Genomic DNA, 26,126 nt, shown 5'->3' with positions numbered 1-26,126 from the left:
TTAAGGCAAAACAATATTAATGGCTACTAACGATATTAGTCTTAGCTACGCAAGTCATCAAAAAATTGTTTAACACCGTCAAAGAAGCCTTTTTCCTTCGGTCTGAACTTAGCGGCCTCGTCACCGTGTCCCATCGAACTCTCAAGCTCATCGAGCAACTCGCGCTGACGCGATGACAAGTTGACAGGCGTTTCAATCACCACTTTACAAATTAAGTCACCGACCGCACCGGTACGCACAGACTTCACGCCTTTACCACGGAGACGGAAATGTTTGCCGGTTTGGGTTTCTTTTGGCACTTTAAGTTTCACTTTGCCTTCTAAAGTCGGTACTTCGATATCACCGCCAAGGGCCGCTTTAGTAAAGCTAACGGGTACCTCGCAATACAAGTTGTTTCCGTCGCGAGCAAAGATCGGGTGTTCACGTACGTGCACTTGCACGTATAAGTCGCCTGCAGGTGCGCCTTTTTCACCCGCTTCACCTTCATTCGCTAAGCGAATGCGATCGCCCGTATCAACGCCTGCCGGGATCTTAACCGATAACTTTTTGGTTTTCTCGACACGCCCTTGTCCATGACAACTATTACACGGATCTTTGATAATCGACCCGGTACCACGACAATGCGGACATGCCTGCTGCACCGCGAAAAAGCCTTGGCGCATTTGAATTTGACCCGCGCCATGACAATGGCTACAGGTTTCTGGCCGCGTGCCTTTTTTAGCGCCTGAACCGTCACAGTCCCCGCACTCCACCATGGTCGGGATCTGCAGCTCAACTTCTTTGCCTTTCACAGCATCTTCTAGCGACATTTCTAAGTTGTAACGCAAGTCCGCGCCACGTTGGGGACGTGCTTGCTGACGGCGACCGCCACCAAAAATATCACCAAAAACATCGCCAAAGATATCAGCAAAATCGGCACCACCGCCACCGAAACCACCGGCGCCAGCACCGCCACCTTGGCGCGCCTGTTGAAACGCTTCGTGCCCATATTGATCATACATCTGGCGTTTTTGTGGATCCGATAATACTTCGTAAGCCTGTTTAATCTCTTTAAACTTGACTTCCAGTTCCTTATCACCTTTTGTGCGGTCGGGGTGATACTTCATCGCCATCCGCTTGTAGGCTTTCTTAATATCTCTCTCATCGGCGTCTTTGCCGACACCTAAAATCTGATAATAATCCTGCGCCATAACCGTAATCTTCTTTTGTGATTTAACACCTGTCTAAAATAAATACACGGGCATTACCTTGCGGCAACACCCGTGTTGATATCGAAGTTGCCTAGTTAAGCTTACTTCTTATCGTCGTCTTTCACTTCCTCAAACTCAGCGTCAACAACGTCATCATCTTTTGATGATTTTGCTTGTTCAGCACCGGCTTCTGCACCACCTTGCTGTGCTTGCTGTTGCTGAGCTGCTTCCATCAGTTTCTGCGAAGCTTCCATCAACGCTTGAGACTTCGCTTCGATAGCGTCTTTGTCGCCGTCTTTAGAAGCTTGCTCCAGTTCGTCACAGGCCGTTTCGATGGCTTTCTTATCATCTTCTGATAAGGCTTCACCGACTTCTTTTAACTGATTACGCGTTGCGTGCACTAAGCCGTCCGCTTGGTTACGCGCTTGCACTAACTCTTCAAACTTCTTGTCGTCTTCAGCGTGCGCTTCAGCGTCTTTAACCATTTTTTCGACTTCGTCCTCATCAAGACCTGATGAAGCTTTGATGGTGATCTTCTGCTCTTTACCAGTGTCTTTGTCTTTCGCTGACACGTGCAGGATACCGTCGGCGTCGATATCAAAGGTCACTTCGATTTGCGGAACACCACGTGCCGCTGCGCGAATACCTTCTAAGTTAAACTGACCTAACGACTTGTTATCGCTTGAACGCTTACGCTCACCTTGCAACACATGAATCGTTACCGCTGACTGATTGTCTTCTGCAGTCGAGAATGTTTGCGACTCTTTCGTTGGAATCGTGGTGTTTTTCTCGATCAGCTTGGTCATCACACCGCCCATGGTCTCAATACCTAAGGACAGAGGACAAACGTCAAGTAGCAATACGTCTTTCACGTCGCCTTGTAAAACACCCGCTTGAACAGCTGCACCCAGTGCAACGGCTTCATCAGGGTTAACATCACGGCGAGGCTCTTTGCCAAAGAAGTCAGTCACAGCCTGTTGAACTTTAGGCATACGTGTTTGACCACCTACCATGATGATGTCTTTCACATCACTTACTGACATGTCCGCATCGGCAAGTGCTTGCTTCAATGGTTCAAGCGACTTCTTAATCAAGTCTTCAACCAACGATTCTAATTTAGCGCGTGTTACTTTAATCGCTAAGTGCTTAGGACCGGTGTTATCCGCTGTGATGTATGGCAAGTTGACTTCAGTTTGTTGTGCAGAAGACAACTCAATCTTCGCTTTCTCAGCCGCTTCTTTCAAACGCTGCATCGCTAGCGGATCTTTACGTAAGTCAATGCCTTGATCTTTCTCGAACTGCTCAACCAAGTAGTTGATCAAACGGTTATCAAAGTCTTCACCACCTAAGTGCGTGTCACCATTGGTCGCAAGTACTTCAAAAGTGTGCTCGCCTTCGACTTCGTCGATTTCGATGATCGAGATATCAAATGTACCACCACCTAAGTCATAGACCGCGATAACGTTGTCGCCCGACTTCTTGTCCATACCGTACGCAAGTGCAGCTGCGGTTGGCTCGTTGATGATACGCTTCACTTCTAAACCAGCGATACGACCCGCATCTTTAGTTGCTTGACGCTGAGCATCGTTGAAGTATGCAGGTACAGTGATAACAGCTTCGGTAACTTTCTCACCGAGAAATTCTTCAGCTGTTTTCTTCATTTTCTTCAATACTTCAGCAGAAATTTGTGGTGGCGCTTTCTTGTCGCCATCAATTTCTACCCACGCATCGCCATTGTCTGCTTTGACAATGTTGTAAGGCATGATGCCAATGTCACGCTGGACTTCGTCATCTTGGAATCGACGACCGATCAAACGCTTGATAGCGAACAATGTTTTGTTCGGGTTAGTCACTGCCTGGCGTTTCGCCGGTGCACCTACCAAAGTTTCGCCGTCATCTGTAAATGCAACTACAGATGGGGTCGTACGATCCCCTTCACCGTTTTCGATAACGCGAGGTTTGCCGCCGTCTAAAACCGCGACACATGAGTTTGTTGTACCCAAGTCAATGCCGATGATTTTACCCATAATTAGTCTCCACTACTTCTATTCTGTTCAAACCGCTCTGGTTTGAGCGTTAATGATTTCGATAACTGTTATTTGGGGGCTCTATCTAAAATTACAAGCCCTAAAACATAATTTCTCTTACAAATTATGCTTTTGTATCCACACTGCCGTTGCTATTACGTGCAACCATAACCATCGCAGGGCGCAGCAAACGGCCGTTCAGTTCATAACCTTTCTGCATCACCGCGATAATGGTGTTGTTTTTATGCTCCGCCGACTCCTGCATCGACATCGCTTGGTGAAGGTCCGGATTAAAGACCTCGCCTTCTTCACCCACCGCTTTAACACCAAATTTCTCTAGTGTTGAGGTCAAGCTCTTGTAAGTCAGCTCGATGCCTTCTAAGAAGCTTTTCAATTCTGCATTGTCGGTATCCGCTGCTTGCATCGCGCGCTCGAGATTATCGACACTGGTGAGGAGTTCGTTGGCGAACTTCTCTAACGCAAATTTGTGCGCTTTTTCGACATCTTGACTGGCACGGCGACGTACGTTTTCCATTTCAGCTTGGCTACGTAACACCGACTCTTTTTGCTCGTTAACTCGGGCTTCGGCCTTAGTCAACGCGAGCTCGAGTTCAGCGATACGGTCCGCTTGACTATCAGCTGCCGCAGCTGTCTGTTGCTGGGTCTCTGGCTGCTCATCACTGCCGAGCGCTTGCTCAGCTGCTTGTTCAGCAGCCTGTTGAGCGGCTTCTTGTTGAGCCGCCTCTTGTGCCTGCTGCTCAAAGTTTTCAGTTGTTTGCTTAGATTGCTTATCACTCATAACCCATACTCTTTAAATGTCCAATGAACGTATGCGTTGTTATGTGGGGATAGTCGGATTAAGATTCAAGACCTTTATTTAGCTTGATAAAAATTAACGCAACACGTAGCGTTAACTAAAGACTGAAGGATAGCGTTAAACCCTATGACACAACCCGCATTTAAGCGCGTCGCGCTGCTTGGAAAAATAAATGATACTGGTACCCGTCACACGCTTGAGGCGCTCATTAGTGCCTTGTGCGAAAGTCAGTATGAAGTCTGTCTCGAACAACGCTGCGCCGCGCAAGTTAAGCCCGGCAGTTGCATTGAGACCGGCTCACTGGACAAGCTCGGTGAGTGGGCCGATATAGCCGTGGTTGTTGGGGGCGATGGCAACATGCTCGGTGCTGCCCGCGCCTTGTGTGATCATGATGTTGCCGTGATCGGTGTTAATCGTGGCAACTTGGGTTTCCTTACCGACTTGGCGCCCGAAGATGCCGTCAGTGCATTAATGGATGTTTTAGCAGGAGAATACGTCAAGGAGGAGCGCTTTTTGCTCTCTGCATCGGTTAAGGGTGAAACCGTCAAACAGCAAGGCGTGGCAGTCAACGAAATCGTATTGCACTCCGACAAAGTCGCCCACATGATTGAGTTTGAACTGTATGTTGACGACCAATTCGTATTTTCACAACGCTCCGACGGCGTGATCGTCGCTACCCCGACGGGCTCTACGGCATACTCATTATCTGGTGGTGGGCCTATTTTACACCCCAACTTGAACGCCATAACGCTGGTTCCCATGTTTCCGCATACACTCAGTAGTCGCCCTATTGTGCTGGATGCCAATTCGCAGGTGCGCCTGCGTGCTGCCAAAGATAACGACCACCTGCAGATAAGTTGCGACGGTCATGGTCGGCTTGATGTGTTGCCCGGTGACGAAGTCATTATCGAAAAACATCCTCACACGCTGACCATGGTGCACCCAACAACCCATAGCTACTACCATGTACTGCGCAATAAGCTAGGCTGGGGTAGCCGTCTGTTCTAACTGACTAAAAAAAAATCACTCACTGCATTGCAATTGAACAATAATACTGTATAACTACTGTATAAACTGTATAAGCACACAGTATTACTGTTCTTTTTATTGTGAGGAGCCCAGCCATGTTGACTGAGTTACACATTCGCAATTTTGCAATCGTCAAGCAGTTAGATATTGAATTTAAAAATGGAATGACAGCCATCACGGGCGAAACCGGTGCGGGTAAATCCATTGCCCTTGATGCGCTTGGACTGTGCCTTGGCGGTCGCGCCGACGCAAACTGGGTTAGACCGGGCTGTGACAAAACCGATATCAGTGCTCGTTTTACGATTAACAAAGGCAGCCCTGCTCATCAGTGGCTTATCGACAACGAGCTCGATGACGATTTGGAATGTGTATTACGTCGCACGATCAGCAAAGATGGTCGATCACGCGCTTGGGTCAACGGCGCGCCTGTCACGCTGACTCAACAGCGAGCGCTCGCCCCCACCTTGGTTAATATCCATGGCCAACATGAACATCAGCTGTTGGTGAAAGAAGAGCATCAACGTGAGCTCTTAGATCAGTTCGCGCAGCACGCGCCCCTGATTGAGGATGTGCAAACGAGCTACCGCAATTGGGCGATGACCGAAAAACGCTTTCGTCAGCACCAACAGCGTAAGGAAGAGCTCACCGCCCAAAAGCAGTTGTTAACGTATCAAGTGAAAGAGCTCAATGAGTTTAATATCGGTGATGGCGAGTTTGAGCAACTCGAAAGCGATCATAAACGTTTAACTCATGTCCGAGCGCTCACAGAAAACAGCGCGTTCGCATTAAATGCGCTGTATGACGGTGAACACAACAATGTATCAGGACTCATTCAGGCGGCGCATGGTCGCTTAGAAGAGTCAGCCGAGCTGGACGAGCAAATACAACCCATTTTAGCGTTACTTGAGCAGGCTAAGGTTCACATTGAGGAGACAGCGCTCGAGTTGCGTAGTTATCAAGAGCAGCTCGATATTGATCCTGAGCAACTTGAGACCACGGAAAAACGCATGAGCCAAGCCATTGCGCTTGCCAAAAAGCACCATGTTGCCCCAATCGATCTGTACGCTCACCATCAGCAGCTACAACAGCAATTAGATGAACTCGAGCGCGCCGAGGAAGATAACGAGCAACTCGCCGAGCAACGCCAGGCGTTACGTAGTTTGTATCGTGAAGCTGCGGTTAAATTATCAAACAGCCGTCAAAAGGCGGCCGATAAACTGGGTAAAGAGATATCACGTGCGATGCATAAACTGAATATGCCGCACGGCGAGTTCGTTATTCGAGTTGACCATGACGATAAAGCGACAGCTACACTGTGGGGCACCGATGAAATCTGCTTTACCGTGACAACAAACCCTGGCCAACCGCTCCAAGCGCTCAGTAAAGTTGCCTCGGGTGGGGAACTATCACGCATTAGCCTTGCCATACAGGTCATGTGTGCCAACCAGAATACGGTGCCGACCATGATGTTCGATGAAGTCGACGTAGGCGTCAGTGGTCCCACGGCAGCTGTTGTAGGTTCAATGTTGCGTAGCTTAGGTGAGCAGTGCCAAATTATCTGTGTTACCCACTTACCGCAAGTTGCTGCCAAAGGGCACCACCAAATGCAGGTTTTAAAGCATACCGATGGCGCACAAACAGAAACACAGGTTTGGCAGCTTAATGAAGAACAACGAATCGATGAACTGGCTCGCCTCTTAGGCGGCGACAGCATCACCGAGAAAACGAAAGATAATGCGCGGGAGTTACTTATTCACTAAGTTTTCCTGCGGCAATGCTAGCTAACTCGGTTTTGTTTGTTTATCATCGGTGACAACATTTAACGGTAAGAGTAGTTAATGAAACAAATCGCAAATACATTGGCCGCCGTCGCGGTCGTCGCAGGACTATCTGGATGCTCTGTATTAAACGACTGGGTTTATCGTATTGATATCCCGCAAGGTAATTACCTTGAACAACGTGACGTCGATAAACTTCGTGTAGATATGACGCAGGAACAAGTCGCGTTCGTGCTTGGACGTCCTGTTGCAGAAAATAGCTTTGACAGCGACCGCTGGGTTTACGTGTACGATATGAACCCGAATGAGGGTGAACCCTTCCGCAAAGAACTGGTGCTCGACTTTAATGATGAGAAGTTAGCCAGTTTATCCGGTGATTTTGATAAGCCAGAAAACTTCGATACACCGCTAGAACCTTAAAGGGATAGAACCCTATGGCGCAGCCGCTCATAGAAGAGCTCGGTGAAGTTTTAAAGAGCCCCAAAGACTCGCGGATCTTCCGCGCGATAAAACTGCAAAATGGATTGTCAGTTTTGTGCGTACAGATCCCGAACAGCAAAAAGGCCTCTGCGGCTCTCGCAGTGAGGGCCGGTCATTTTAACGACCCGCTTGAAACGCAAGGCCTCGCACATTTTCTCGAACATATGCTCTTTTTGGGTAATGAGCAGTTCCCCGATCCGAATGAGTTTTCTGAGTTTTTAAGTGCGTATGGTGGTCAGCAAAACGCATGGACAGGGTCAGAGTTTTGTAGCTTTTTCTTTGATTGCCAAACACGCGCTCTATCGCGCGCTTTAGATTATTTCTCGGCAATGTTCAAAACACCGCTATTCGACGAAACGTTGATCAATAAAGAGCGGCAATCCATCGATTCTGAATTTAGGCTCAAAGAAAAAGATGAACTAAGACGGTTGTACCAAGTGCATAAAACAACCTGCAACCCAGCGCATCCATTTAGTAAGTTTTCCGTCGGCAATTTAGACACGCTGGTGGAAAACGATAGCTATACGTTACAAGATCAGCTGTGGGCTTTCTTTAATACCTATTTTAATGCCAACAATATGCGTTTAACCATTGTCGGTGCTCAGCCTGTGGACGAATTGGCGCGGCTTGCAAAACAGTTCTTTGCCGATATACCGAGTGGAACCCCTAGCAGCTCGAAGCCGTTGGAAGATTTGCCGCTCTATTTGCCATCACAAATCGGCGTATATATCCAAGTTAAGCCGGTTAACCCTGCTCGCCGACTCATTATTACACTGCCTTTGCCTGGTATCGACGACGACTATAAGAACAAAACAACCAGTTTCATTGCGCATATTCTAGGTTATGAGGGGCCTTACAGTCTTTATGCCACACTCAGGTCGCAAGGTTGGGTCAATAGCCTCTCAGCGGGCGGTGGAATGAGTGGCAGTGGCTATAAAGATTTTAATATCAATATCCAGCTCACCGAAGAAGGCGTCAAAAACGCACTGTTTGTTGCACAAACTGTATTTAGCTATATTCGGCAGATCAAACGCGAAGGTTTAGCAGACTGGCGTTATGAGGAAAAGCGGCTCACGTCCGAGCTGTCGTTTCACTTTCAGGAAACACCGCCCGCGGGTGAACTAGCACCACAACTGGCGGTTAATGCGCATCACTATCCTATTTACGATATCGTTTATGGCGATTACCGCATGGATGGTCTTGCTTTAGAACGTGCTGAGAGCACGCTCGACCTCATGATACCTGAACGTGCGCGCATCACATTAATTCATTGTGACGTAACAACCGATCAGCAAACAGACTTATATCATACGCCCTACAGTATTCGCTCGTTATCAGCGACTGAGCTTGCCATACTCAACGACGAGCCTAATGACTCTGATGCTCGACTTCCAGAGCAGAACCCCTATATTACCGATCATGTTGAGCCCTATCCGCTTGAGCGTAGGCTGAACGAACCAAAAGCGGTCATCAATAAAAATGCGGTTACCATTTGGCACTATCAAGACCCTGACTTTCGAGTGCCTAAGGGCCATATCTATCTTAATTTAGAGTCGCCTAAAGTGAATGAGTCAGCGACCCACTTTGCCGCTGCACGGCTTTGGTCAGAGTTGTTGATCGATTCGTTAAATGAGTCTCTGTATGACGCCGAAGTCGCAGGGTTACACTTTAATATTTATCCAACGCAATCCGGCATGACGATTCATACAATGGGCTTATCAGCGGGTCAATTGCCTTTACTCAAGCAGTTAATGAAACAAGCGTGGAAAGTTAAGTTTCAACGATCACGCTTTGAGGCCGTCGCTCAGCAACTGCAACAGAACTGGCAATCGGCCCATAAAAACCAGCCGCTTAATCGACTCTTTGCTGAGCTCAATCTGACCTTACAACCTCGCTTGTTCCCATTGCATGATATGGCTGAGGGTTTGAGTAAGCTGAGTTACAAACGGTTTTCTCAGATGAGTAATGACCTTTTTAGCTCAATGACAGTCTCAGCATTGATTCATGGCGACTGGCAGTCCGAAACAGCACTTGAGCTACATGAATTGATTCGTGAAAGTGCAGGTGAACGACTCACGGCGCAGCCTCCACACCTGAAGCCTAAACGAGTGCCGCCCAATGAGGTGCTTACACTTTCTGTTGCACAAGCAACCGACGACAATGCAGCGCTGATCTACTTCCAAGGCGAGGATGATAGTGCGGAACAACAAATCACGTGGATGTTGGCTCAACAGCTACTCAATGCCGGTTTATTCGATGAATTGAGAACACAGCGCCAGCTTGGCTATGTGGTCGGCAGCCAATACTTTCCCGTGCGACGTCTGCCCGGCTTTATGGCATTTGTGCAGTCGCCAACTCATCAAGCTGAGTCATTACAAGAAGCCATTTCCAGCGTATTGTCCGAAAAAGTCGAGCAATTAGATGACTTCCTCACTTTACAACGCTGGAAGCACGCTAAACACACGCTTGCAGAACAGTTAACCGTCAGCGATCGTAGCCTACGAACGCGCAGTCAGCGCTTTTGGGGCGCCATCCAAATGGGAGAAACAGACTTCGACCGCAACTATGAGTTAAACCAAGCGCTTGAACGGCTGCAGCTCTCTGATTGGCTTAATGAAATCAAACGCTTAATTATTGAACAACCAAGACAAATTGTATTGTTATCCCGTCAACAATAGGCGTTATAATAGCTTTGACAGATTTTGGTCTATGCGTTAGCGTAACACTCAGTTAACAAATTATAAGAGCTGTAGAGCAGCCATTAATCAGGTCCTTAACTTGCGTGTATCAATCATCACCTTAGTTTGCCTTGTTTTTGCCTTGGCTACTTTCAGTCCTTATTGTGTGTCGCACGATACGCCTCACTCGACGGCACAGCTCAATGCGCCGATTATCGATATCGAGGCGGGTCCCTTAGGCTTTCTTTGGATAGCGACACCCCAAGCGATATATCGGTTTGATGGCTCTAGTCTACGTAAAGTAAAGCTTCCCAGGCTTTCTACATCGCAACTACCAACCGACGTTCACTGTCTTACAAATAGACAAGATCAGGCGCTACTGATTGGTAGTAGCATTGGCATCCTCGCGTTACCGTTTAAGTCTGCAGAACTTGAAGCATCACTCTTACTTCAGAGTAAACACCTTTTAGACAGTGGTATTCAGCATATTACTTCGATAACGGGCTCACCTTTGGTGGCGCAAAATGAAAACTCACTATTAATTCAGCACCAAGATGAACTGTTACCCCAACCACTGCAGTATGACGACGAACCAGTACAAAATATCCGCTTCATTAAGTCTGTAGGCGACTGGATCTGGCTTGCAGAAGGACAAGAGATTTATGTTTGGGATGGTTTGGGAAGTAATCTATTTAAATTGACGATCGAAAACCCGGTCACCGAACAACTGCCTCAAGGACAATTAATCGATATTGAGCGAACGGATGAAGGACTGTTTTTGCTCTATCGTCAAACTCTCGTTCAGTTGGACAACCGCTATCGATTAGTTAATCAACTCTCGTTAGACACGCTCGACATTTCAGGAGCGCCGTTAGAGCTCAATAAATTGCCCTCGGGCAAACTCGCGTTGCTAGCCTCCAACCAACTATACCAACTTCAAAAAAGGTCTGACGGCGCGTTTGAGTTAAACGCACTCAACAACAACCGACATATTAATCCCCCTTGGCGCCAGCATTATGTTGAAGGTGGGTTTAGTGTACTTATCAACCAGCGAGGCCAACTTGAAGTAGTTGAAGCACCGGGGCAAACGCCGAATGCATTATGGTTAAACACTCAACCCACCAATTCAGGCACGGTTTATATTGATTACTCATTGCCTGCGTTCAATCAGGCAAAACCACAAGCCTTTGAATATCGCATCGAGCCTTTGCAACAAGAGTGGCAAAAAACGCTCCAGCCGCTGCAAAAAATTAAAGTCTCGAACTTATCTGACGGACAGTTCACTTTGTCAGTCCGAGCCCTATCGTTAGAACAAGGCGAGTGGATAAATAGCCAACAAACTTTTGTCATGCGATCGACTGGTTTTTCTTCGCTACAGGTCGGTCTTATTATTTTTGCTCTGCTAAGCGTAGCGCTTACCCTTGGCTACCTGATGTTCACTGCTAAACTCAGGTCGTTTAACAAGCTCGAACGAGCGAATGCGTCACTTCACCGCCTACTCGAAGGCACACAGCAACAACTGTGGACCTGGCGCGTTAACGAAAATGAAGTCGAGCGCACGTACATTTGGCCGAATTGCAGTCAGTTCCCGTTAGATGGTGTACGTTTTGGCATAGGTCAACATGAAGACAGCAATATACACCCCGATGATATCCGCCAACTCAGCCAAACCTTAGCGCATGTTAAGGACGGCAAATTACGCCAATATCAGTGTACTTATCGATTAAAGAATGGAACTCAGTGGGTGTGGGTATTAGAACGTGGTGAGGTGGCTGAAGAAGACGCCGAAGGCGCGCCACGAGCAATTCACGGTGTACTGAGCGATATTTCAGATATCATTAATAGTGATGAGCGTATTGATATGCTTGCAACGTCACTGACGAACATTTCAGATGGTATCTGTATATTCGATCGTTTCTTCAGAAAGCGTGAGATTAATAATGCATACGAACGGATTACGGGTTACGAGCGATCACAAGTTATCGGACAAGCGTTCGCACTACCTCATTACGATCGTGATTTTACTGATCAAATAAAACACACTGTTCTGCGCCAAGGACGATGGTCGGGCGAAGTCACTGACTTTAAAGCAGACGGCTCCGAGCTGTTGCTTGAACTTACATTTGACGCGGTACGCTCAGATAACGGTGATATTAAGCTCATTGTCGCGAGTTTCTCCGATATCACCGAACGGCGTAATACCGAAAATGAACTACGCCGCTTGTCAAACACCGATAGTTTAACCGGGTTGCCGAACCGCTCATATTTTCAAGTAAGCCATTCTAACTTAGTGCGTAAGCGTGTGTCTCATGCGCTGTTGCTGTTTGACTTAGATGACTTTAAACGGATCAATGATTCTTTGGGTCATGAGGTCGGTGATGAGTTGCTCTGCCGTGTTGCTGATAGGTTAGCTGATCTGGGACGTCGTCAAGATACGTTGTATCGACTTGGCGGTGACGAATTTGGCATACTGGTAGAAGACAACACTGACATTAACGTTATCAGCACCATCGCTCAGCAGGTTAATGCAGAAATTGCAAAGCCTTACAATGTGAAAGGACATGAAATCGCGTTAGGCAGTTCAATTGGTATTGTTCTTTATCCGCACGATGCGCATACCTCCCAAGAACTTTTACAAAAGGCTGATACGGCGATGTATCACGCAAAGCAACGTGGCGGCAATTGCTACCAATTCTTCAACGCTCCGATGAACGAAAATGCCATTCAGCGTTTAGTGCTCGAAAGCCAAGTGCGTCATGCTATCCGTAATGAACAGGTTGAAGTGTTTTATCAACCCAAAATGGAAATCGCCACGGGGCACATATCAGGTATCGAAGCGCTAGCACGAATACGTGACGAGTATGGTCAATTTATCAGTCCTTCTCAATTCATTCCTCTCTGCGAGGATACCGGACTTATTATTCCATTGAGCGAGCAAGTTTTACGTCAAGCATGTCGTGACATGCGCAACCTACTCGCCTTGCAGGGATCGCCTCGCAGTGTCGCTATAAACCTTTCAGCGCGACAGTTTACTCAGTCCAGTTTAGCGTTGTTTATTGAGCAGGTTCTACAAGAAGAACAGATGCATCCTCGCCACATCGAGTTTGAAATTACCGAAGGTATGGTGATGAGTGATCCAGAACGTGCCATTGCAATGCTTGAAAACTTGGCAGACATGGGCGTTCAGCTTGCGCTCGATGATTTTGGTACTGGGTACTCGTCGTTGTCATATTTAAAACGCTTCCCGATGCACACACTCAAAATTGATAAAGAGTTTATCGACGATATCACCTTTGATGAGCGCGATCGCAAAATGGTCGAATCGATTATTGGGATGGCACACAATCTCGGGCTTAAAGTGGTTGCCGAAGGGGTCGAGCAGAAAGCACAATTAGATATATTGCGACGTTTGCAGTGCGAGTATATTCAGGGGTATTACTTCGCAAAACCGATGAGCGCCGAGGCGCTCATCGAATTCATCGCTAAACAGCAACTCGCTTATTCATAAAAGCGTTTGCCCTGTTCAGCCATTTGTTTCAGTAACGGAGCCGGTTGATAACGGTCACCGCGCTTCTCAGCCAAGCGCTCCATACGCTTCACAATACTACCAATACCCTCGGCATCCATATAGCGGAAAGGGCCACCGCGGAACGGCGGGAAGCCAATACCAAAGACAGAGCCAATATCGCCATCACGCGCACTGCGAATAATGCCTTCTTGCAAACAGTAAGCGGCTTCATTCAACATAGGTAGCACACACAGTTCCGCGATTTCTTCACCATCGTGTTTAGCTTGCGGCTCGATATTAAGCAAACTGTAAACCGACTTATCAACGGGTTTACCTTTTACACCCTTACCGTATTGGTAGAAGCCTTTATTGTTCTTCTTACCTTTGCGGTCATCACCGATGAGCTTATCGAACGCGGCCGGCGCTTCAAAACGCGTACCCAATTCTTTAACCAAAATCGGCGCCACTTTAGCTGCAACATCAATACCCACCTCATCTAACAAGGTAATGGGTCCCACCGGGAAGCCAAACTTAACCAGTGATTTATCGATGTGCTCAATAGGTTCCCCACCAATAAGCAGGCGAGCCGCCTCATTCATGTAAGGCGCTAATATGCGGTTGACGAAGAACCCAGCGCCATCTTTTACAACGATAGGCGTCTTGCCTTGTTTTTTAGCCAATGCCACCGTAGTTGCGATGGTTTCTTTCGAGGTCTGTTCGTGCGTGATGATCTCAGCCAGCGGCATTTTGTCCACCGGAGAGAAATAGTGAAGGCCGATCACGCGCTCTGGATATTGTGCACCTTCGGCGATCTGCGTAATGGGCAACGAGCTGGTATTGGTTGCGAAAATAACGCCCTCTTTACCGTGACTCTCAACATCAGCGACCATTTTCTTCTTCAGATCAAGATCTTCAAATACCGCTTCAATCACCACATCAACCCGATCAAATCCCGAATAATCGAGTGAGCCACTCAACGACAGCATGGTCTTCTCAAGCTCAGCGCGGCGCATATGACGACGCTTGACTTTCTTATTCAAACGCTCATAACTGTAATGCAGCGCATGGGTAATACCCTCGGGGCTAATGTCCTTAATACGTGCTGGAATACCCGCTTTCGCCGCCGTGACAAAAGCAATACCACCGCCCATTAAGCCGCCACCCAAGACACCGACTCGCTTTACCTCGCCTGGTTTAACACCATCCGCGCCGGTTTCCTTTTTCATTTCAGTGGTCGCGAAGAAGATCTGTCTAAGCTGGTAAGATTCAGGCGTCATCGCCAACTCACCAAAGGCACGCGCCTCGTAATCGAGACCGGCATCGCGACCCTTTTCAACACCCGTCTTGACCGCTTTGATGATCTTATCAATCGCAGGGTAATTGCCTTTCGCCTTAGCTTGCGCTTGTTCACCCGCCTTTTTGTAAATAATGCCGCGGCCATAAGCGGTAGCCTCAAGTAGCTTGCTCACCCCTTTGAGGTTTGCCTTTGCAGGCTTCGCCTTAGCTTTCTTGGCTTGTTTGACGGCGGCATCTAGCAAGATCGAGTGCGGTACGATCTCGTGCACTAAGCCGGCTTTTAAGGCTTGCTTTGCACGCAGCTGTTTACCCGTAAGAATCATTGTCAAGCCCTGCTGAACACCGACCAATGCAGGTAAACGTTGGGTACCGCCCGAGCCTGGCAATAAGCCCAATTGCACCTCAGGTAGCCCTAATGCTGTCTTTTCACTGTCGGTACAGACGCGCACATGACAGGCCATCGCCAGTTCAAGACCGCCACCTAAGCAGGCACCGTGAATAGCGGCAACCACAGGTACGTTCAACTGCTCGATACGGTCAAACATTGCTTGGCCTTTTCGTGCCAAACTCTCGGTATCCGCAGCGGTTTCACAATCATTAATCATGTTGATGTCAGCGCCCGCAATAAACGAGTCGGGTTTACCGCTGATAAACACCACACCTTTTACATCACTGTTGTCTTCAAGGCGGTTCATTAAACGTCCCACCTCGTCCGCAAAACTATCCTTCAAGGTGTTCATGCGTTCGCCGGGCACATCAATGGTGATCACGGCAGTACCATCATCCCGAATATCTAGATGAAATGCGTTATTGTCTGTCATTATTCGCTCTCCAAAATCATCGCTGCGCCTAAACCACCCGCTGCACAGGCTGTTGTCAGTGCGGTTCCGCCGCCACGACGACGCAATTCATACAGCATTTGTGTAATCATTCGAGTACCGGTTGCCGCGAACGGGTGTCCATAGGCAATCGAACCACCGAGCACGTTAAACTTCTCTGGATCCACCTCACCGATGGCTTGATCACGCCCCAGTTTTTCTTGCGCGAATTTTTTGCTCGCAAACATTTTCAGGTTGGTCAGTGTTTGCGCTGCAAACGCTTCATGCATATCAATCAAGGTAAGATCGTTAAGCGTCATGCCGGCACGATCTAACGCAATCGGTGTTGCATAACTTGGACCCATCAACATATCTTGCTCGACTTCAAGCGCCGCAAATGCATAGCTGCGTAAATAACCGAGGATCGGATAACCCAGCGCCTTTGCTCGACTTTCTGTCATCATCAGTACGGCTGACGCTCCGTCCGTCAATGGTGTTGAGTTGGCGGCCGTCACGGTGCCGTGTTTTCTATCAAACACCGGTTTGAGCTTACCAAGCTTCTCTAACGAAGAATCACCACGAATATTATTGTCGCGGTCAATATGCTTCTTATACGGCTCTGGGTATGCGGTCATCACCTCATCGTTAAGGTAACCGGCTTCCCATGCTGCGTGTGCACGCTGGTGTGAGTTCACCGTTAACTGGTCTTGATCCTCGCGTGAGATATTATGGCTCTTCGCCATTTGCTCCGCGGTTTGCCCCATGCTCAGGCCAGTCGAATACTCAGCGACCGCTGGCGGCACAGGTAATAGGTCTTTCAGTCCCAAGCGGCGTAAAATCGCAATGCGTTGACCTAAGCTTTTCGCTTTATTTAAATCAACTAACGCGCGTCCGAGTTTACGACTAACACCGATCGGTAATACCGATGACGAGTCGGCACCGCCCGCAATACCGATATCCACATGACCTGTCATCATTGCCTCGGCAACATTGACTGCAGATTGGAAGCTGGTGGCACAGGCACGCGTAACGCTGTATGCATCCGTTGACACGGGTAATTCAGTTCCCAAGACAATCTCACGGGCGATATTGGGTGCTGCAGGCATTTGCACAACCTGTCCAAATACCAATTGCTGTACCAATTTACCGTCAATTCCCGTACGATTGATCAGCTCTTGGACGACCATTTTGCCGAGATCGACCGCGGGGATGCCATGAAAGTCTGTTGCCTGGCGTGCGAAAGGTGTTCTTAAGCCCGCTACAAAAGCAATGCGGTCCCCTTTCGGTGTTAGCAACCGTTCAGTTGCAGACATATGATTTCTCCATTAAAGATTAAGCGTCAAACACTGGTCTGACCACACAAGATGTTACAAATTCTAGCGGTTTAATCTAAAGATTAAAACCTCGGTTTTCGTTAAAGTAGAGAACATCATTGAAAATAGCATGCTCAGGCTGCATAACAATACAACTGAGTACAAATCATTCGCAAAATAGATAGTCAAAGCGGGAGCACCATGGCTGCTGAACAATTCAAACAACTGCAAGCATTTTTAGATAGTCAAGTATTGGGACAGCCGGAGTTCACCAAGAACTTGTTAATCGCGGTACTCGCTGATGGTCACCTCCTCGTTGAGGGGCCACCGGGTCTTGCAAAAACACGTGCGGTACAGGCACTGGCAAAAGGCATCGAAGGTGACTTTCACCGTGTGCAGTTTACCCCCGATCTGTTGCCAGCCGATTTAACGGGCACAGACATTTACCGCCCTGAAACAGGCTCTTTTGATTTTCAACAAGGTCCTCTATTTCATAATCTGATTCTTGCCGATGAGATCAACCGTGCACCCGCGAAAGTACAATCCGCGTTATTGGAGGCAATGGCTGAGCGACAAATCACCGTCGGTCAACGTAGTTATCCATTATCGGATCTATTTATGGTGTTGGCGACACAAAACCCGCTCGAGCAAGAAGGTACTTATCCATTGCCAGAGGCGCAGTTAGATCGCTTTTTGATGCATCTCAACCTCGACTACCCAGATGCCGAGACAGAACTGAAAATTTTACGGCTGACACGTGGTGAAGCCATCGATGGACAAGCCGTGATGCCTACACCACTCACACAGAGTGAGTTATTTGCTGCACGCACACAGGTGTTACAGCTATTTTTGGATGAAGCGGTTGAACAGTATTTGGTGCAACTGGTCATGGCGACCCGTGTACCTGCTAACTATGACGCAACCCTTGCAAGTTGGTTGACCTATGGCGCAAGTCCGCGCGCGACTATCGCATTAGAACGTTGCGCACGTGCAAATGCCTGGCTCGATGACCGTGATTTTGTAACCCCAGACGATGTTCGCGAGGTGTTTTTCAACACCTTACGTCACCGTATTATCATTAGTTATCAAGCAGAAGCAGATGGCATCAATGCGGATACCGTACTTGAACGTATTCTCGAACTCGTGCCATCCCCTTAATGATGATGCAAAGTTTAACCACAGAGCAATGGCTTGAACGACTGCATACAGATGGCTTACGACCCAGTATGCAAGAACTCATGTACTACCGCACTAAACTGCCTGCTTTTGCACGCCATCAACGACAACTGCCGGCCTCGTCGCAGTCGGGTGCGCTACTGAGTAAGACCCGTGGGCGGGGTATGGAGTTTGATGAGGTGCGTCATTATCAACCTGGTGATGATGTACGTTCAATTGATTGGCGCGTCACCGCTCGCACCGGTAAAGCGCATACCAAACTGTACCGTGAAGAAAAAGACCGTCCCGTCTATATTGTGGTCGACCTCGCGTTAACACAGCTGTTTGGTAGCCAGTTACTGTTCAAATCGGTGCAAGCCTGTCACCTAGCTTCAGCACTCGCTTGGCAAACGCTTCAGCGCGGTGACAAAGTCGGTGGTATCATTAGCAATGGATGGCTACAGAAAGAATATAAACCCAGTTTACAACACAAATCGGTAATGCACTTTTTGCGTGGATTACTGGAAATTCATCAAGACAGCTTTGTACGGTGGCAACAACAGTCTGCACCGCACGTGGCACCATTAAGCGACAGTATTGAGCACCTTACGCACTTGGTGAAACCCGGTAGTTTGATTAACCTAATCAGTGACTTTGAGCACCTTGATAACAGCTCATTGGAACAGTTAGCGCGCTTAAACACACGCAGTTCTGTGCGAACATTTAAATTATACGATCCGATGGAGCAAACATTGCCTGAGGGTTATTCAAGTCAACCGCTGAGCGTTCATGATGGTGAGCGGCAAGCCATGGTCAATCTTAATAACGTACGCCAACGCCGTGACTATCAGCAGCAGGCAACAAATGAATTAACGCGCTTATCTGAGCGCTTCAAACACTATCGTTTACCGATGACCTTGGTAAGTTCTGCAGTCGCCCTTGAGCAACAATGGCCCGAATTACGGTGATCACATGTCTGGTTTAAAACAACAAGCCGATATCAGCCAATTAAAAGATATTGTTGAGCCGCAAAGCGCCTCGTTTTTACCGCTCGCGACACCGGTTTGGGTGACTTTGATACTGGTATTAATCGGTCTGAGCGTGGCGGTTATTTACCTATGGCGAGCGCATCAGCGCCGTAAGCCCTTGCGGTATGCACAACAGTCATTGCATCAACTTCAACAACCTACGGCGAAAGATATCACCTTCATCGCTAAGCGCGCAGCATTGGTCTATTTCCCGCGCCGTCAAATAGCCCAATTAAGCGGACGCACCTGGCTCGAGTTCCTCGGCGCCAATGAGCAGCAGCACGGTGAACTTCTCGCTAATGCCGACCGCCTGCTTTTTCAACCGGGTCACCAAGAATGGGTCAACCAATATCAAGCGCTCGTGGAGAATTGGCTTAGTCAGTCGCCAAGGAGGTTAACCCGTCATGTTTGAGTTTGCCTGGCCATGGCTGTTTTTGTTAATACCGCTACCGCTGTTTGTGCGTTATTTTTTACCACGCGCTCATCAGCAAGCTTCTGCCATCCGTATCCCAAATTTACACGGATTAAGCGATGGACAGCGTGATGCTCGCTCACGTCCCGTCATGTGGATTTTATTATGGCTGTGCTGGTTACTGGTTGTCGCAACGGTCGCCCGCCCGCAGTGGCTGGGCGAACCGCTCCCCGTTCGCAACGAAGGGCGTGAGATTATGCTGGCGGTCGACTTATCCGGATCGATGGAGATTGCCGACATGGCACTGGACGGCCGTAATGTAGACCGATTAGAAATGGTGAAAGCGGTTCTTGGCGACTTTATTGAGCGTCGCAAAGGCGACCGACTCGGACTCATTCTGTTCGCAGATACCGCATTTTTGCAAACCCCGATCACATACGACCGTAAGACCGTTCAGCAAATGTTGGATGAGTCGGTGTTGGGTTTAGTCGGTGAGCGTACCGCGATTGGCGACGCGATTGCTCTTGCGGTCAAACGTTTTAAAGGTAAAGAGGAAACAAACCGCGTATTAGTTTTGCTTACTGATGGCCAAAACACCGCCGGCAACCTCAGCCCCGATCAAGCATTAGAGCTTGCCAAAGCCTTTGATGTCCGAATCTATCCCATCGCCGTGGGCGCAGAAGAAGTTGTCGTTGACAGCATGTTTGGCCAACGCAAAGTGAATCCATCCCGCGATCTGGATGTCCCTTTAATGCAAAAACTGGCTGATGAAACCGGGGGCGAATATTTCCGTGCGCGCAGCACCGAGGAGCTCGAACGTATTTACCAATTACTGGATGAACTTGAGCCCGTTCGCGGTGCCGAACAGCAATTGCGTCCACGCCAAGCACTGTTTTTCTGGCCGCTATCCGGTGCGCTCATCTTACTGACGTTATTGAGCGTCATGCACTATCGTCCATGGAGAAGTCAACATGGCTGATTTTCACTTTTTACGTCCGATTTGGTTACTCGCGCTAGTACCGCTTGCCTTTCTGTACTGGCGTATTTTGTTCATACGAAAGCACCAATCTGGATGGCATCAGTGGTTGCCCAAACACCTATCTCAAGTACTAGTAAACAGCGGTGGCAAAGTGACCTTTTGGTCCGCTCACCGCTTAGGTCTATTTTGGCTGGTCGCCACACTGGCACTGAGCGGTCCTACTTGGGAACGGCTTCCTCAACCGGTCTACCAACTCGATAGTGGACAAGTCGTGGTACTCGATATGTCACCCTCACTTCTCGCCGAGGACGTCAATCCTAACCGCTTAACGCGCCTGCGTTTTAAAGCAATGGATCTGGTGCGCTCCGGTTTGGACGGAGATACGGGTTTGATAGCGTATGCCGCCGATGCATTTACAATCAGTCCGCTGACTGAGGACAATAATAATTTACTGACATTGATTCCGTCACTCTCGCCTGAGATTATGCCGGCATCTGGCAACAACCCGTTACGGGCGCTCAAGCATGCCAATCAATTACTCACCAATGCGGGCTATTCTCGAGGAGATATTTATTGGCTGACTGACGGAGTGGACACACAGGATATGGCGGATGTGAGTAACTACTTGCGCGCCACCGAACACCGAGTGTCTATTCTCGGAGTCGGCACGGCTGATGGTGCACCTATTCGAGGGGCCGACGGTGCCTTAGCAAAAGATAAATATGGCCAAGTCATAGTAGCCAAACTCTACCCCGATCGGCTGCGTGATTTAGCTGGGCTAACAGGGGGCGTTTATACGACCTCGACCTCAACCAACCAAGATATCGAGCGACTCACAGGGCTGGAACCCTTATCCCGCAAAGGCAAAGACGGCGACAGTCAACAGCAAGGTGACCAATGGCAGGACGTGGGTCCGATACTCGCATTGCTACTCATTCCGATGGTCCTCTTTAGTTGGCGCAAGGGCGGTACGCTCGGAGGCTATCTGGTCGGCGCCCTCCTGCTTGTATCAGCTATGGCACCCCATACCGCCTATGCGCAAACGCAATCGGAAAGTCCCGGTTGGTGGCTGAATAACGAACAACAAGCTCAACAGCTCATGGATGCGGGCATGTGGCGCGAAGCGGCAAAGCTGACTCAACAACCCATGCGCAAAGGCGCTGCCTTCTATCGCCTAGGTGATTATGCTGCTGCGGCTGAACAATTTGCACAACTGGATACGGCGCCCGGGTGGTATAACCGGGGTAATAGTCTTGCGCGACAAGAAGACTATCAAGCTGCGCTTGATGCATACGAGCAGGCGTTATTGAAACGACCCGACTGGGAAGATGCAAAAGCGAATCGTCAGTTGATGCAACAGCTACTCGAGCAGCAGAAACAACAACAAGGGCAAAAGGAAGGCGACAAAAACCAAAAACCGCAAGAAAAAGACGACAGCCAAGACGGACAAGGTCAGAATCAATCGGGCCAACAACAAGGCGAACAGCCAGGTGATCAACAAGGGCAACAGCAAGGCCAGTCGTCGCAATCGCAGCAAGATAAGCAACAGCAGGCTCAGGAAAAGCAACAAACAGAGCAACAACAACGCGATCAAGCTGAACAAGCTCAGCAAGAGGCGCAGCGTCAGAAGCAGGACGACCCCGCACGCGAGCAGCGCAGTCAGCAAACCGAGTTCAGTGACGACATTGACCCTGAACGAGCACGTCAGCTCGAACAATGGATGAATCGAGTACCGGACGATCCGAGCCTATTGTTACGCCGGAAAATGTATTTAGAAAGTCAGCGTAGACAGCAACAAGGCGTCCGTGACCCAGAAGGAGTAGAACAGAAATGGTAAGTCGTTGGTATCATCTATGTATCATCGTAGTGTTAGTGTTCACGTCAGCGACCGCATACGCCGAGGTGACTAAAATAACCAGTACCGTTGATAAGAACCCTGTAATTGCAAAAGAGTCGTTTGTACTAACGGTGACATTTAACGACGATGTGCCAAACTCGGCATTTCAGCCAGATATTTTACTGAGCGACTTCGTTGTCGGTCGCACCAGCGTCAGTCGCCAGACATCGCTAGTGAATGGTGATTTAAAGAAACTCACGCAGTTTACTACGGTACTCGTGGCAAAAACGCCCGGGGACTATCAAATACCGAGTTTCAGTCTTGATGGTGCTAACTCTGATCCCATTACGATGACTGTTGTGGCGCCTGACTCCGATGCAGCAAAGCGCAGTGATAAAATGGCTTTTGTCGATGCATCGCTAGATACCTCGAGTGTATTCTTACAGCAGCCTATTCACTATATCGTGAGGCTGTACCTTGCTGCAGACCTGAATAAAGGTAACCTCATTCCACCCGAGATGGAAAATGCAGACATTCGTCAAATCGGTAAAGACGAAGAATATAGCGAAATGAATAACGGTCGCCGCTACCGTGTCTATCAACGCACCTATCAAATTACCCCAAACCAATCAGGTGAATTTGAGATCGAGGGCGCACGCTTTGATGGTGAAGTTTATGCCTCGGGTCAGCGCTCAATTTTCTCGTCATTTTCAAATACTCAACCCGTCAGCGCCATCGCAGAAACAAAGTCTGTTCAGGTCAAACCCATTCCACAAAATTGGACGGGGCATTGGTTGCCGAGTGAATTAGTCACTATAAGCCAGACCGTTACACCTGAAAAACAAACATACGACGTCGGTGAACCCATCTCGATTTCACTGATGCTAACAGCAGTCGGCGTGAAGCCGGAGCAATTGCCTGATATTGACTATGACTATCCAGACAGCGTACGTGTTTATCCAGACAACGAGAACACCGATCAGTTTGTTCGCAATGGTGTGAATATTGCGCAAAAAACCATTAAATACGCGATCGTGCCGCAACAGCCTGGAAACATCACCTTGCCAGGCATCGACGTGCCTTGGTTCAATACCAAAACCCAACAGCGAGCCGTCGCTACCACCGATGAGCTTTCGTTTGATGTCGAAGGGATTGCTATGAGCCAATCGCAGCAGAAAGCTATCCCCGAACAGCCTGAACAACCTCGCCCCCAAACACAGGAAGCTAAACCAGAGCCAACACAACAAAAATCGACCGAACAAGAGCCCAATAACTGGCTGTGGGTCGTTTTAGCACTGGCCGTCGCACTCCTTATTAGCCTAGGGATCAACCTATGGCTATACAAGCGTCGCGTCGCTCACGTTAGTAATACCTCCACTGACGCGACTCACCCAGTGACGAAAAGCGAAGCATGGCGAGCGTTTCAGCAAGCCTGCGCGAAAAACCAACCGCAGCAGGCAACGCAAAGCCTAAAGCGTTGGGCTAATCAAAAGTACCAGCAGCGCGTAAACACACTTAGCGACGTAGCAAAGTTGCTTAATGCTACCAATGATAGTGCCATACGCAGCGAATTGAATCAGCTTCAAACGGCCCTTTACGCAGCTAAAAAGCGTGCCCGTTGGCAACGGGGTAAACAACTCTACCAAGCGATTCGAAACGCGCAACAGCAGTCGAGTACGAGGACAGCTTCATCTCCTCTGCCACCAATGTACCCTATCAATTAAAAAGCGCGGTAAGCGCTTAACGATAGCCAAAAAAAAACCTGACATCGAAATGTCAGGTTTTTTTGTTTGCACGCAGAGTTATTCTTCAGACTGCATGCGTGTGATAGACGCTTGTTCAACCAAAGTTTCTACAAACGCTTGCAGCATCAACTGCGACTGGCGATTTTGTAGCTGCTCAACGAGCTGTTGGTTTGCTTCAACGCCTTCGATCGACGCCTCATTAACTTGCGTCAGTGCCACCACTGCTGCATCACCATTTGGCATTTCAATCGTCGTCAATGCCGCTGAGCCATCCGCTGCAGGTGCTTCTGAAAACAACGCACGTAAGATAGCACGAGGGTGACTTTGACTATCCATAGACACCGCGTCGAGCGTCAAGTAATCCGCTTCTGGCTCACCTTGCTCGGCCCATTGCTGCTTCCACGTCTCCGCTTGCTCAAGCGCCAAGGCTTGTGCTTTTTCAACTCGCAGCTGTTCAACAATCTGGCTTCTCACATCGTCCAACGGTTTAACCGCTTGCGGTTTATGTTCTAACACACGCACGACCAATGAACGGTCATCCGCTGTTTCGATGACGTCACTATTCAATTTCTCATCAATCAGATCAGGATTGAAAATACGGTTAAGCGTCGCTTCATCGCTCAGTGCTGTAGGTGCATTCTGACGAGTAAACAAGTCAGACGTACGAACGCTCGTGCCGATCGCATCTGCGGCAGGCTCTAACGTATCTGGCTGTTCGAAGCTGACTTCCGCGAGCTTTTGTTGTAACTCAAAATATTTGTCATCGACTTGCTGTGATTTCAATCGTTGACGAATATCACCCGCGACTTCTTCGAATGGCGTAACTTCACCCGCCCGCAAATCGAGTAATTTAATAATGTGGAAACCAAAAGACGTTTCAACGATTCCAGACACGTCACCTACATTTTCAAGCGCAAACGCAGCGTTATCAAAATTTTCATCCATTGAGCCTTTGGTAATCCAGTCCAAATCACCGCCCTGCTCAGCAGAAAATGTATCGTCTGAGTATTCAGCGGCTACCGCCGCAAAATCCGCACCTTCATTTAATTCAGCAAGTGCCTGCTCGGCCTTCGCTTGAGCATCTTCTGTGCCATTCTCAATCAGAATGTGAGCGACACGACGTTCCTCGTCGGTACGATACTGGTCGCTAGACGCGTCGTAGTACTCTCGCACTTCTTCGTCGCTGATATTCACCTGATTATAAAGTTCGGCTTTAGATAGCTGAACAAACGCGACCTTTAATTGCTCAGGGGTTTGGAACTGCTGTTGATTGTTGTCGTAATAAGCTTGAATGTCATCATCCGTTAGCTCGACTTGATCAACAAAGTTCTGATTTTCAGCAATGATATATGCACCACTGCGGGTTTGCTGTTGCAGCCGCTGCAAAGCAAGCGCTTCAGCAGATAATGCAAACTCAGTTGCGCCAATCGCTTGAGCAATTTGGCTTCTAATAAGATCATCACGTAACACAGCGGCGAATTGCTCTGGTGTATATCCAGCGTTGCGCAACGCCATTAAGTAAATGTCGTTATCAAACTGACCCGCTGAGCGAAACGCCGGAATATCACGGATCTCTTGTTTGACACGTTCCGCAGACACTCGCATGCCATTGTCACGCGCATACTGAACCAGCAATTCTTGCTGAATGAGTTGCTCCAACACGTTGGCACGCACTGACTGCATGTAACCGGGTTGAGAACTCACAGCCTCGAACATATCTCCAAATTGCTCTTGCAAACGGCTACGTTCATTTTCGTAAGCACGGTCCAGCGCCTGCTGGTTGATTTCAGCATCGTTGACTTCCGCCACCGTGGTCGTCGCGCCTCCGGTAACATAGCTACCAACCCCAGCCAAGGCAAAGGTCAATATAATCAGGACCAGAACGGCTTTCGCAGTAAAACTCTGCGACCCTTCTCTTATCCGCTCTAACATAATCAGGACTTCCTTCAATCGCTCATTTTAACGGTGCAGTATTATATCTAAACCGCTATAAATCGCATCCCTTAAAGCAAAAAATAACCCGAAGCGTCGGCTTC

The 26,126-nt window shown here is 48.6% G+C and carries 17 protein-coding genes; 11 read left to right on the top strand and 6 right to left on the bottom strand.

The genetic code is table 11. The annotated features are described in order from the left end of the window. Window positions 1-41 precede the first annotated feature (41 nt). The 3 genes from dnaJ to grpE all read right to left on the bottom strand — a co-directional run bounded on the left by dnaJ (window position 42) and on the right by grpE (window position 4,016). Window positions 42-1,190 carry a molecular chaperone DnaJ gene (gene dnaJ, locus DFP83_RS00960; protein ID WP_110572267.1) on the bottom strand — a complete coding sequence of 383 codons (1,149 nt, stop codon included), beginning with the start codon at window positions 1,188-1,190 and terminating at the stop codon, window positions 42-44. A 101-nt stretch (window positions 1,191-1,291) separates the two neighbouring features. Beyond that, window positions 1,292-3,217, bottom strand: coding sequence for a molecular chaperone DnaK (gene dnaK, locus DFP83_RS00955; protein ID WP_110572265.1), 1,926 nt, complete (start codon window positions 3,215-3,217; stop codon window positions 1,292-1,294). 124 nt (window positions 3,218-3,341) lie between these two features. Further along, window positions 3,342-4,016, bottom strand: a complete 675-nt coding sequence (gene grpE / locus DFP83_RS00950) for a nucleotide exchange factor GrpE (protein WP_110572264.1) — start codon at window positions 4,014-4,016, stop codon at window positions 3,342-3,344. Window positions 4,017-4,160: 144 nt separating this feature from the next. Between grpE and nadK the strand changes: the two genes are divergently transcribed. The 5 genes from nadK (at window position 4,161) to DFP83_RS13640 (ending at window position 13,507) form a co-directional block, all read left to right on the top strand. After that, window positions 4,161-5,042: an NAD(+) kinase gene (nadK, locus tag DFP83_RS00945; protein ID WP_110572262.1), complete on the top strand. Its 882-nt coding sequence runs from the start codon at window positions 4,161-4,163 to the stop codon at window positions 5,040-5,042. 116 nt (window positions 5,043-5,158) lie between these two features. Continuing rightward, the gene (recN, locus tag DFP83_RS00940; protein ID WP_110572260.1) at window positions 5,159-6,823 is read left to right on the top strand and encodes a DNA repair protein RecN; all 1,665 of its coding nucleotides are present in this window, start codon (window positions 5,159-5,161) and stop codon (window positions 6,821-6,823) included. Between the two features lie 78 nt (window positions 6,824-6,901). Further along, on the top strand, window positions 6,902-7,261 hold the full coding sequence (locus DFP83_RS00935; RefSeq protein WP_110572258.1) for an outer membrane protein assembly factor BamE: 360 nt from the start codon (window positions 6,902-6,904) through the stop codon (window positions 7,259-7,261). A 14-nt stretch (window positions 7,262-7,275) separates the two neighbouring features. Beyond that, window positions 7,276-9,999, top strand: a complete 2,724-nt coding sequence (locus tag DFP83_RS00930; RefSeq protein ID WP_110572256.1) for an insulinase family protein — start codon at window positions 7,276-7,278, stop codon at window positions 9,997-9,999. A gap of 100 nt (window positions 10,000-10,099) precedes the next feature. After that, window positions 10,100-13,507 carry an EAL domain-containing protein gene (locus tag DFP83_RS13640; RefSeq protein ID WP_241971556.1) on the top strand — a complete coding sequence of 1,136 codons (3,408 nt, stop codon included), beginning with the start codon at window positions 10,100-10,102 and terminating at the stop codon, window positions 13,505-13,507. On the opposite strand, the gene fadJ is transcribed toward DFP83_RS13640, so the two are convergent. Together fadJ and fadI are read right to left on the bottom strand one after the other, a co-directional pair. Continuing rightward, window positions 13,498-15,624, bottom strand: coding sequence for a fatty acid oxidation complex subunit alpha FadJ (gene fadJ, locus DFP83_RS00920; RefSeq protein WP_110572254.1), 2,127 nt, complete (start codon window positions 15,622-15,624; stop codon window positions 13,498-13,500). The two genes, DFP83_RS13640 and fadJ, sit on opposite strands and share 10 nt — an antisense overlap. Further along, on the bottom strand, window positions 15,624-16,934 hold the full coding sequence (gene fadI / locus DFP83_RS00915; RefSeq protein WP_110572252.1) for an acetyl-CoA C-acyltransferase FadI: 1,311 nt from the start codon (window positions 16,932-16,934) through the stop codon (window positions 15,624-15,626). The genes fadJ and fadI overlap by 1 nt, the downstream gene beginning before the upstream one ends. A gap of 201 nt (window positions 16,935-17,135) precedes the next feature. On the opposite strand from fadI, the gene DFP83_RS00910 reads away from it, so the two are divergent. The 6 genes from DFP83_RS00910 to DFP83_RS00885 are packed head-to-tail and all read left to right on the top strand — an operon-like array spanning window position 17,136 to window position 24,069. Further along, window positions 17,136-18,092 carry an AAA family ATPase gene (locus DFP83_RS00910; protein ID WP_110572250.1) on the top strand — a complete coding sequence of 319 codons (957 nt, stop codon included), beginning with the start codon at window positions 17,136-17,138 and terminating at the stop codon, window positions 18,090-18,092. Continuing rightward, on the top strand, window positions 18,092-19,057 hold the full coding sequence (locus DFP83_RS00905) for a DUF58 domain-containing protein (protein ID WP_110572248.1): 966 nt from the start codon (window positions 18,092-18,094) through the stop codon (window positions 19,055-19,057). The genes DFP83_RS00910 and DFP83_RS00905 overlap by 1 nt, the downstream gene beginning before the upstream one ends. A gap of 4 nt (window positions 19,058-19,061) precedes the next feature. Continuing rightward, window positions 19,062-19,529 (top strand): DUF4381 domain-containing protein, encoded by a 468-nt coding sequence (locus DFP83_RS00900; protein ID WP_110572246.1) that lies wholly within the window; start codon window positions 19,062-19,064, stop codon window positions 19,527-19,529. After that, complete coding sequence (locus DFP83_RS00895; RefSeq protein WP_110572244.1) at window positions 19,522-20,508, top strand: vWA domain-containing protein; 987 nt, start codon at window positions 19,522-19,524, stop codon at window positions 20,506-20,508. Before DFP83_RS00900 ends, DFP83_RS00895 begins: the two co-directional genes overlap by 8 nt. Further along, the gene (locus DFP83_RS00890; protein WP_110572242.1) at window positions 20,501-22,345 is read left to right on the top strand and encodes a vWA domain-containing protein; all 1,845 of its coding nucleotides are present in this window, start codon (window positions 20,501-20,503) and stop codon (window positions 22,343-22,345) included. Before DFP83_RS00895 ends, DFP83_RS00890 begins: the two co-directional genes overlap by 8 nt. Continuing rightward, the gene (locus DFP83_RS00885; protein ID WP_110572240.1) at window positions 22,339-24,069 is read left to right on the top strand and encodes a BatD family protein; all 1,731 of its coding nucleotides are present in this window, start codon (window positions 22,339-22,341) and stop codon (window positions 24,067-24,069) included. The genes DFP83_RS00890 and DFP83_RS00885 overlap by 7 nt, the downstream gene beginning before the upstream one ends. A gap of 78 nt (window positions 24,070-24,147) precedes the next feature. Here DFP83_RS00885 and DFP83_RS00880 read toward each other — a convergent pair whose 3' ends face one another. Beyond that, entirely contained in the window at window positions 24,148-26,022 is a 1,875-nt protein-coding gene (locus DFP83_RS00880; RefSeq protein WP_110572238.1) for a SurA N-terminal domain-containing protein, read from the bottom strand. Between the last annotated feature and the right edge of the window lie 104 nt (window positions 26,023-26,126).

The organism is Idiomarina fontislapidosi (genome assembly GCF_003226255.1).
Lineage (GTDB): Bacteria > Pseudomonadota > Gammaproteobacteria > Enterobacterales > Alteromonadaceae > Idiomarina > Idiomarina fontislapidosi.
This window is presented reverse-complemented; position numbering and strand designations above follow the sequence as displayed.

Bases quoted from the DNA above. Each gene is read 5' to 3' on its own strand.
- dnaJ (WP_110572267.1), bottom strand. From the start codon at position 1,190: ATGGCGCAGGATTATTATCAGATTTTAGGTGTCGGCAAAGACGCCGAT.
- dnaK (WP_110572265.1), bottom strand. From the start codon at position 3,217: ATGGGTAAAATCATCGGCATTGACTTGGGTACAACAAACTCATGTGTC.
- grpE (WP_110572264.1), bottom strand. From the start codon at position 4,016: ATGAGTGATAAGCAATCTAAGCAAACAACTGAAAACTTTGAGCAGCAG.
- nadK (WP_110572262.1), top strand. From the start codon at position 4,161: ATGACACAACCCGCATTTAAGCGCGTCGCGCTGCTTGGAAAAATAAAT.
- recN (WP_110572260.1), top strand. From the start codon at position 5,159: ATGTTGACTGAGTTACACATTCGCAATTTTGCAATCGTCAAGCAGTTA.
- DFP83_RS00935 (WP_110572258.1), top strand. From the start codon at position 6,902: ATGAAACAAATCGCAAATACATTGGCCGCCGTCGCGGTCGTCGCAGGA.
- DFP83_RS00930 (WP_110572256.1), top strand. From the start codon at position 7,276: ATGGCGCAGCCGCTCATAGAAGAGCTCGGTGAAGTTTTAAAGAGCCCC.
- fadJ (WP_110572254.1), bottom strand. From the start codon at position 15,624: ATGACAGACAATAACGCATTTCATCTAGATATTCGGGATGATGGTACT.
- fadI (WP_110572252.1), bottom strand. From the start codon at position 16,934: ATGTCTGCAACTGAACGGTTGCTAACACCGAAAGGGGACCGCATTGCT.
- DFP83_RS00910 (WP_110572250.1), top strand. From the start codon at position 17,136: ATGGCTGCTGAACAATTCAAACAACTGCAAGCATTTTTAGATAGTCAA.
- DFP83_RS00905 (WP_110572248.1), top strand. From the start codon at position 18,092: ATGATGATGCAAAGTTTAACCACAGAGCAATGGCTTGAACGACTGCAT.
- DFP83_RS00900 (WP_110572246.1), top strand. From the start codon at position 19,062: ATGTCTGGTTTAAAACAACAAGCCGATATCAGCCAATTAAAAGATATT.
- DFP83_RS00895 (WP_110572244.1), top strand. From the start codon at position 19,522: ATGTTTGAGTTTGCCTGGCCATGGCTGTTTTTGTTAATACCGCTACCG.
- DFP83_RS00890 (WP_110572242.1), top strand. From the start codon at position 20,501: ATGGCTGATTTTCACTTTTTACGTCCGATTTGGTTACTCGCGCTAGTA.
- DFP83_RS00885 (WP_110572240.1), top strand. From the start codon at position 22,339: ATGGTAAGTCGTTGGTATCATCTATGTATCATCGTAGTGTTAGTGTTC.
- DFP83_RS00880 (WP_110572238.1), bottom strand. From the start codon at position 26,022: ATGTTAGAGCGGATAAGAGAAGGGTCGCAGAGTTTTACTGCGAAAGCC.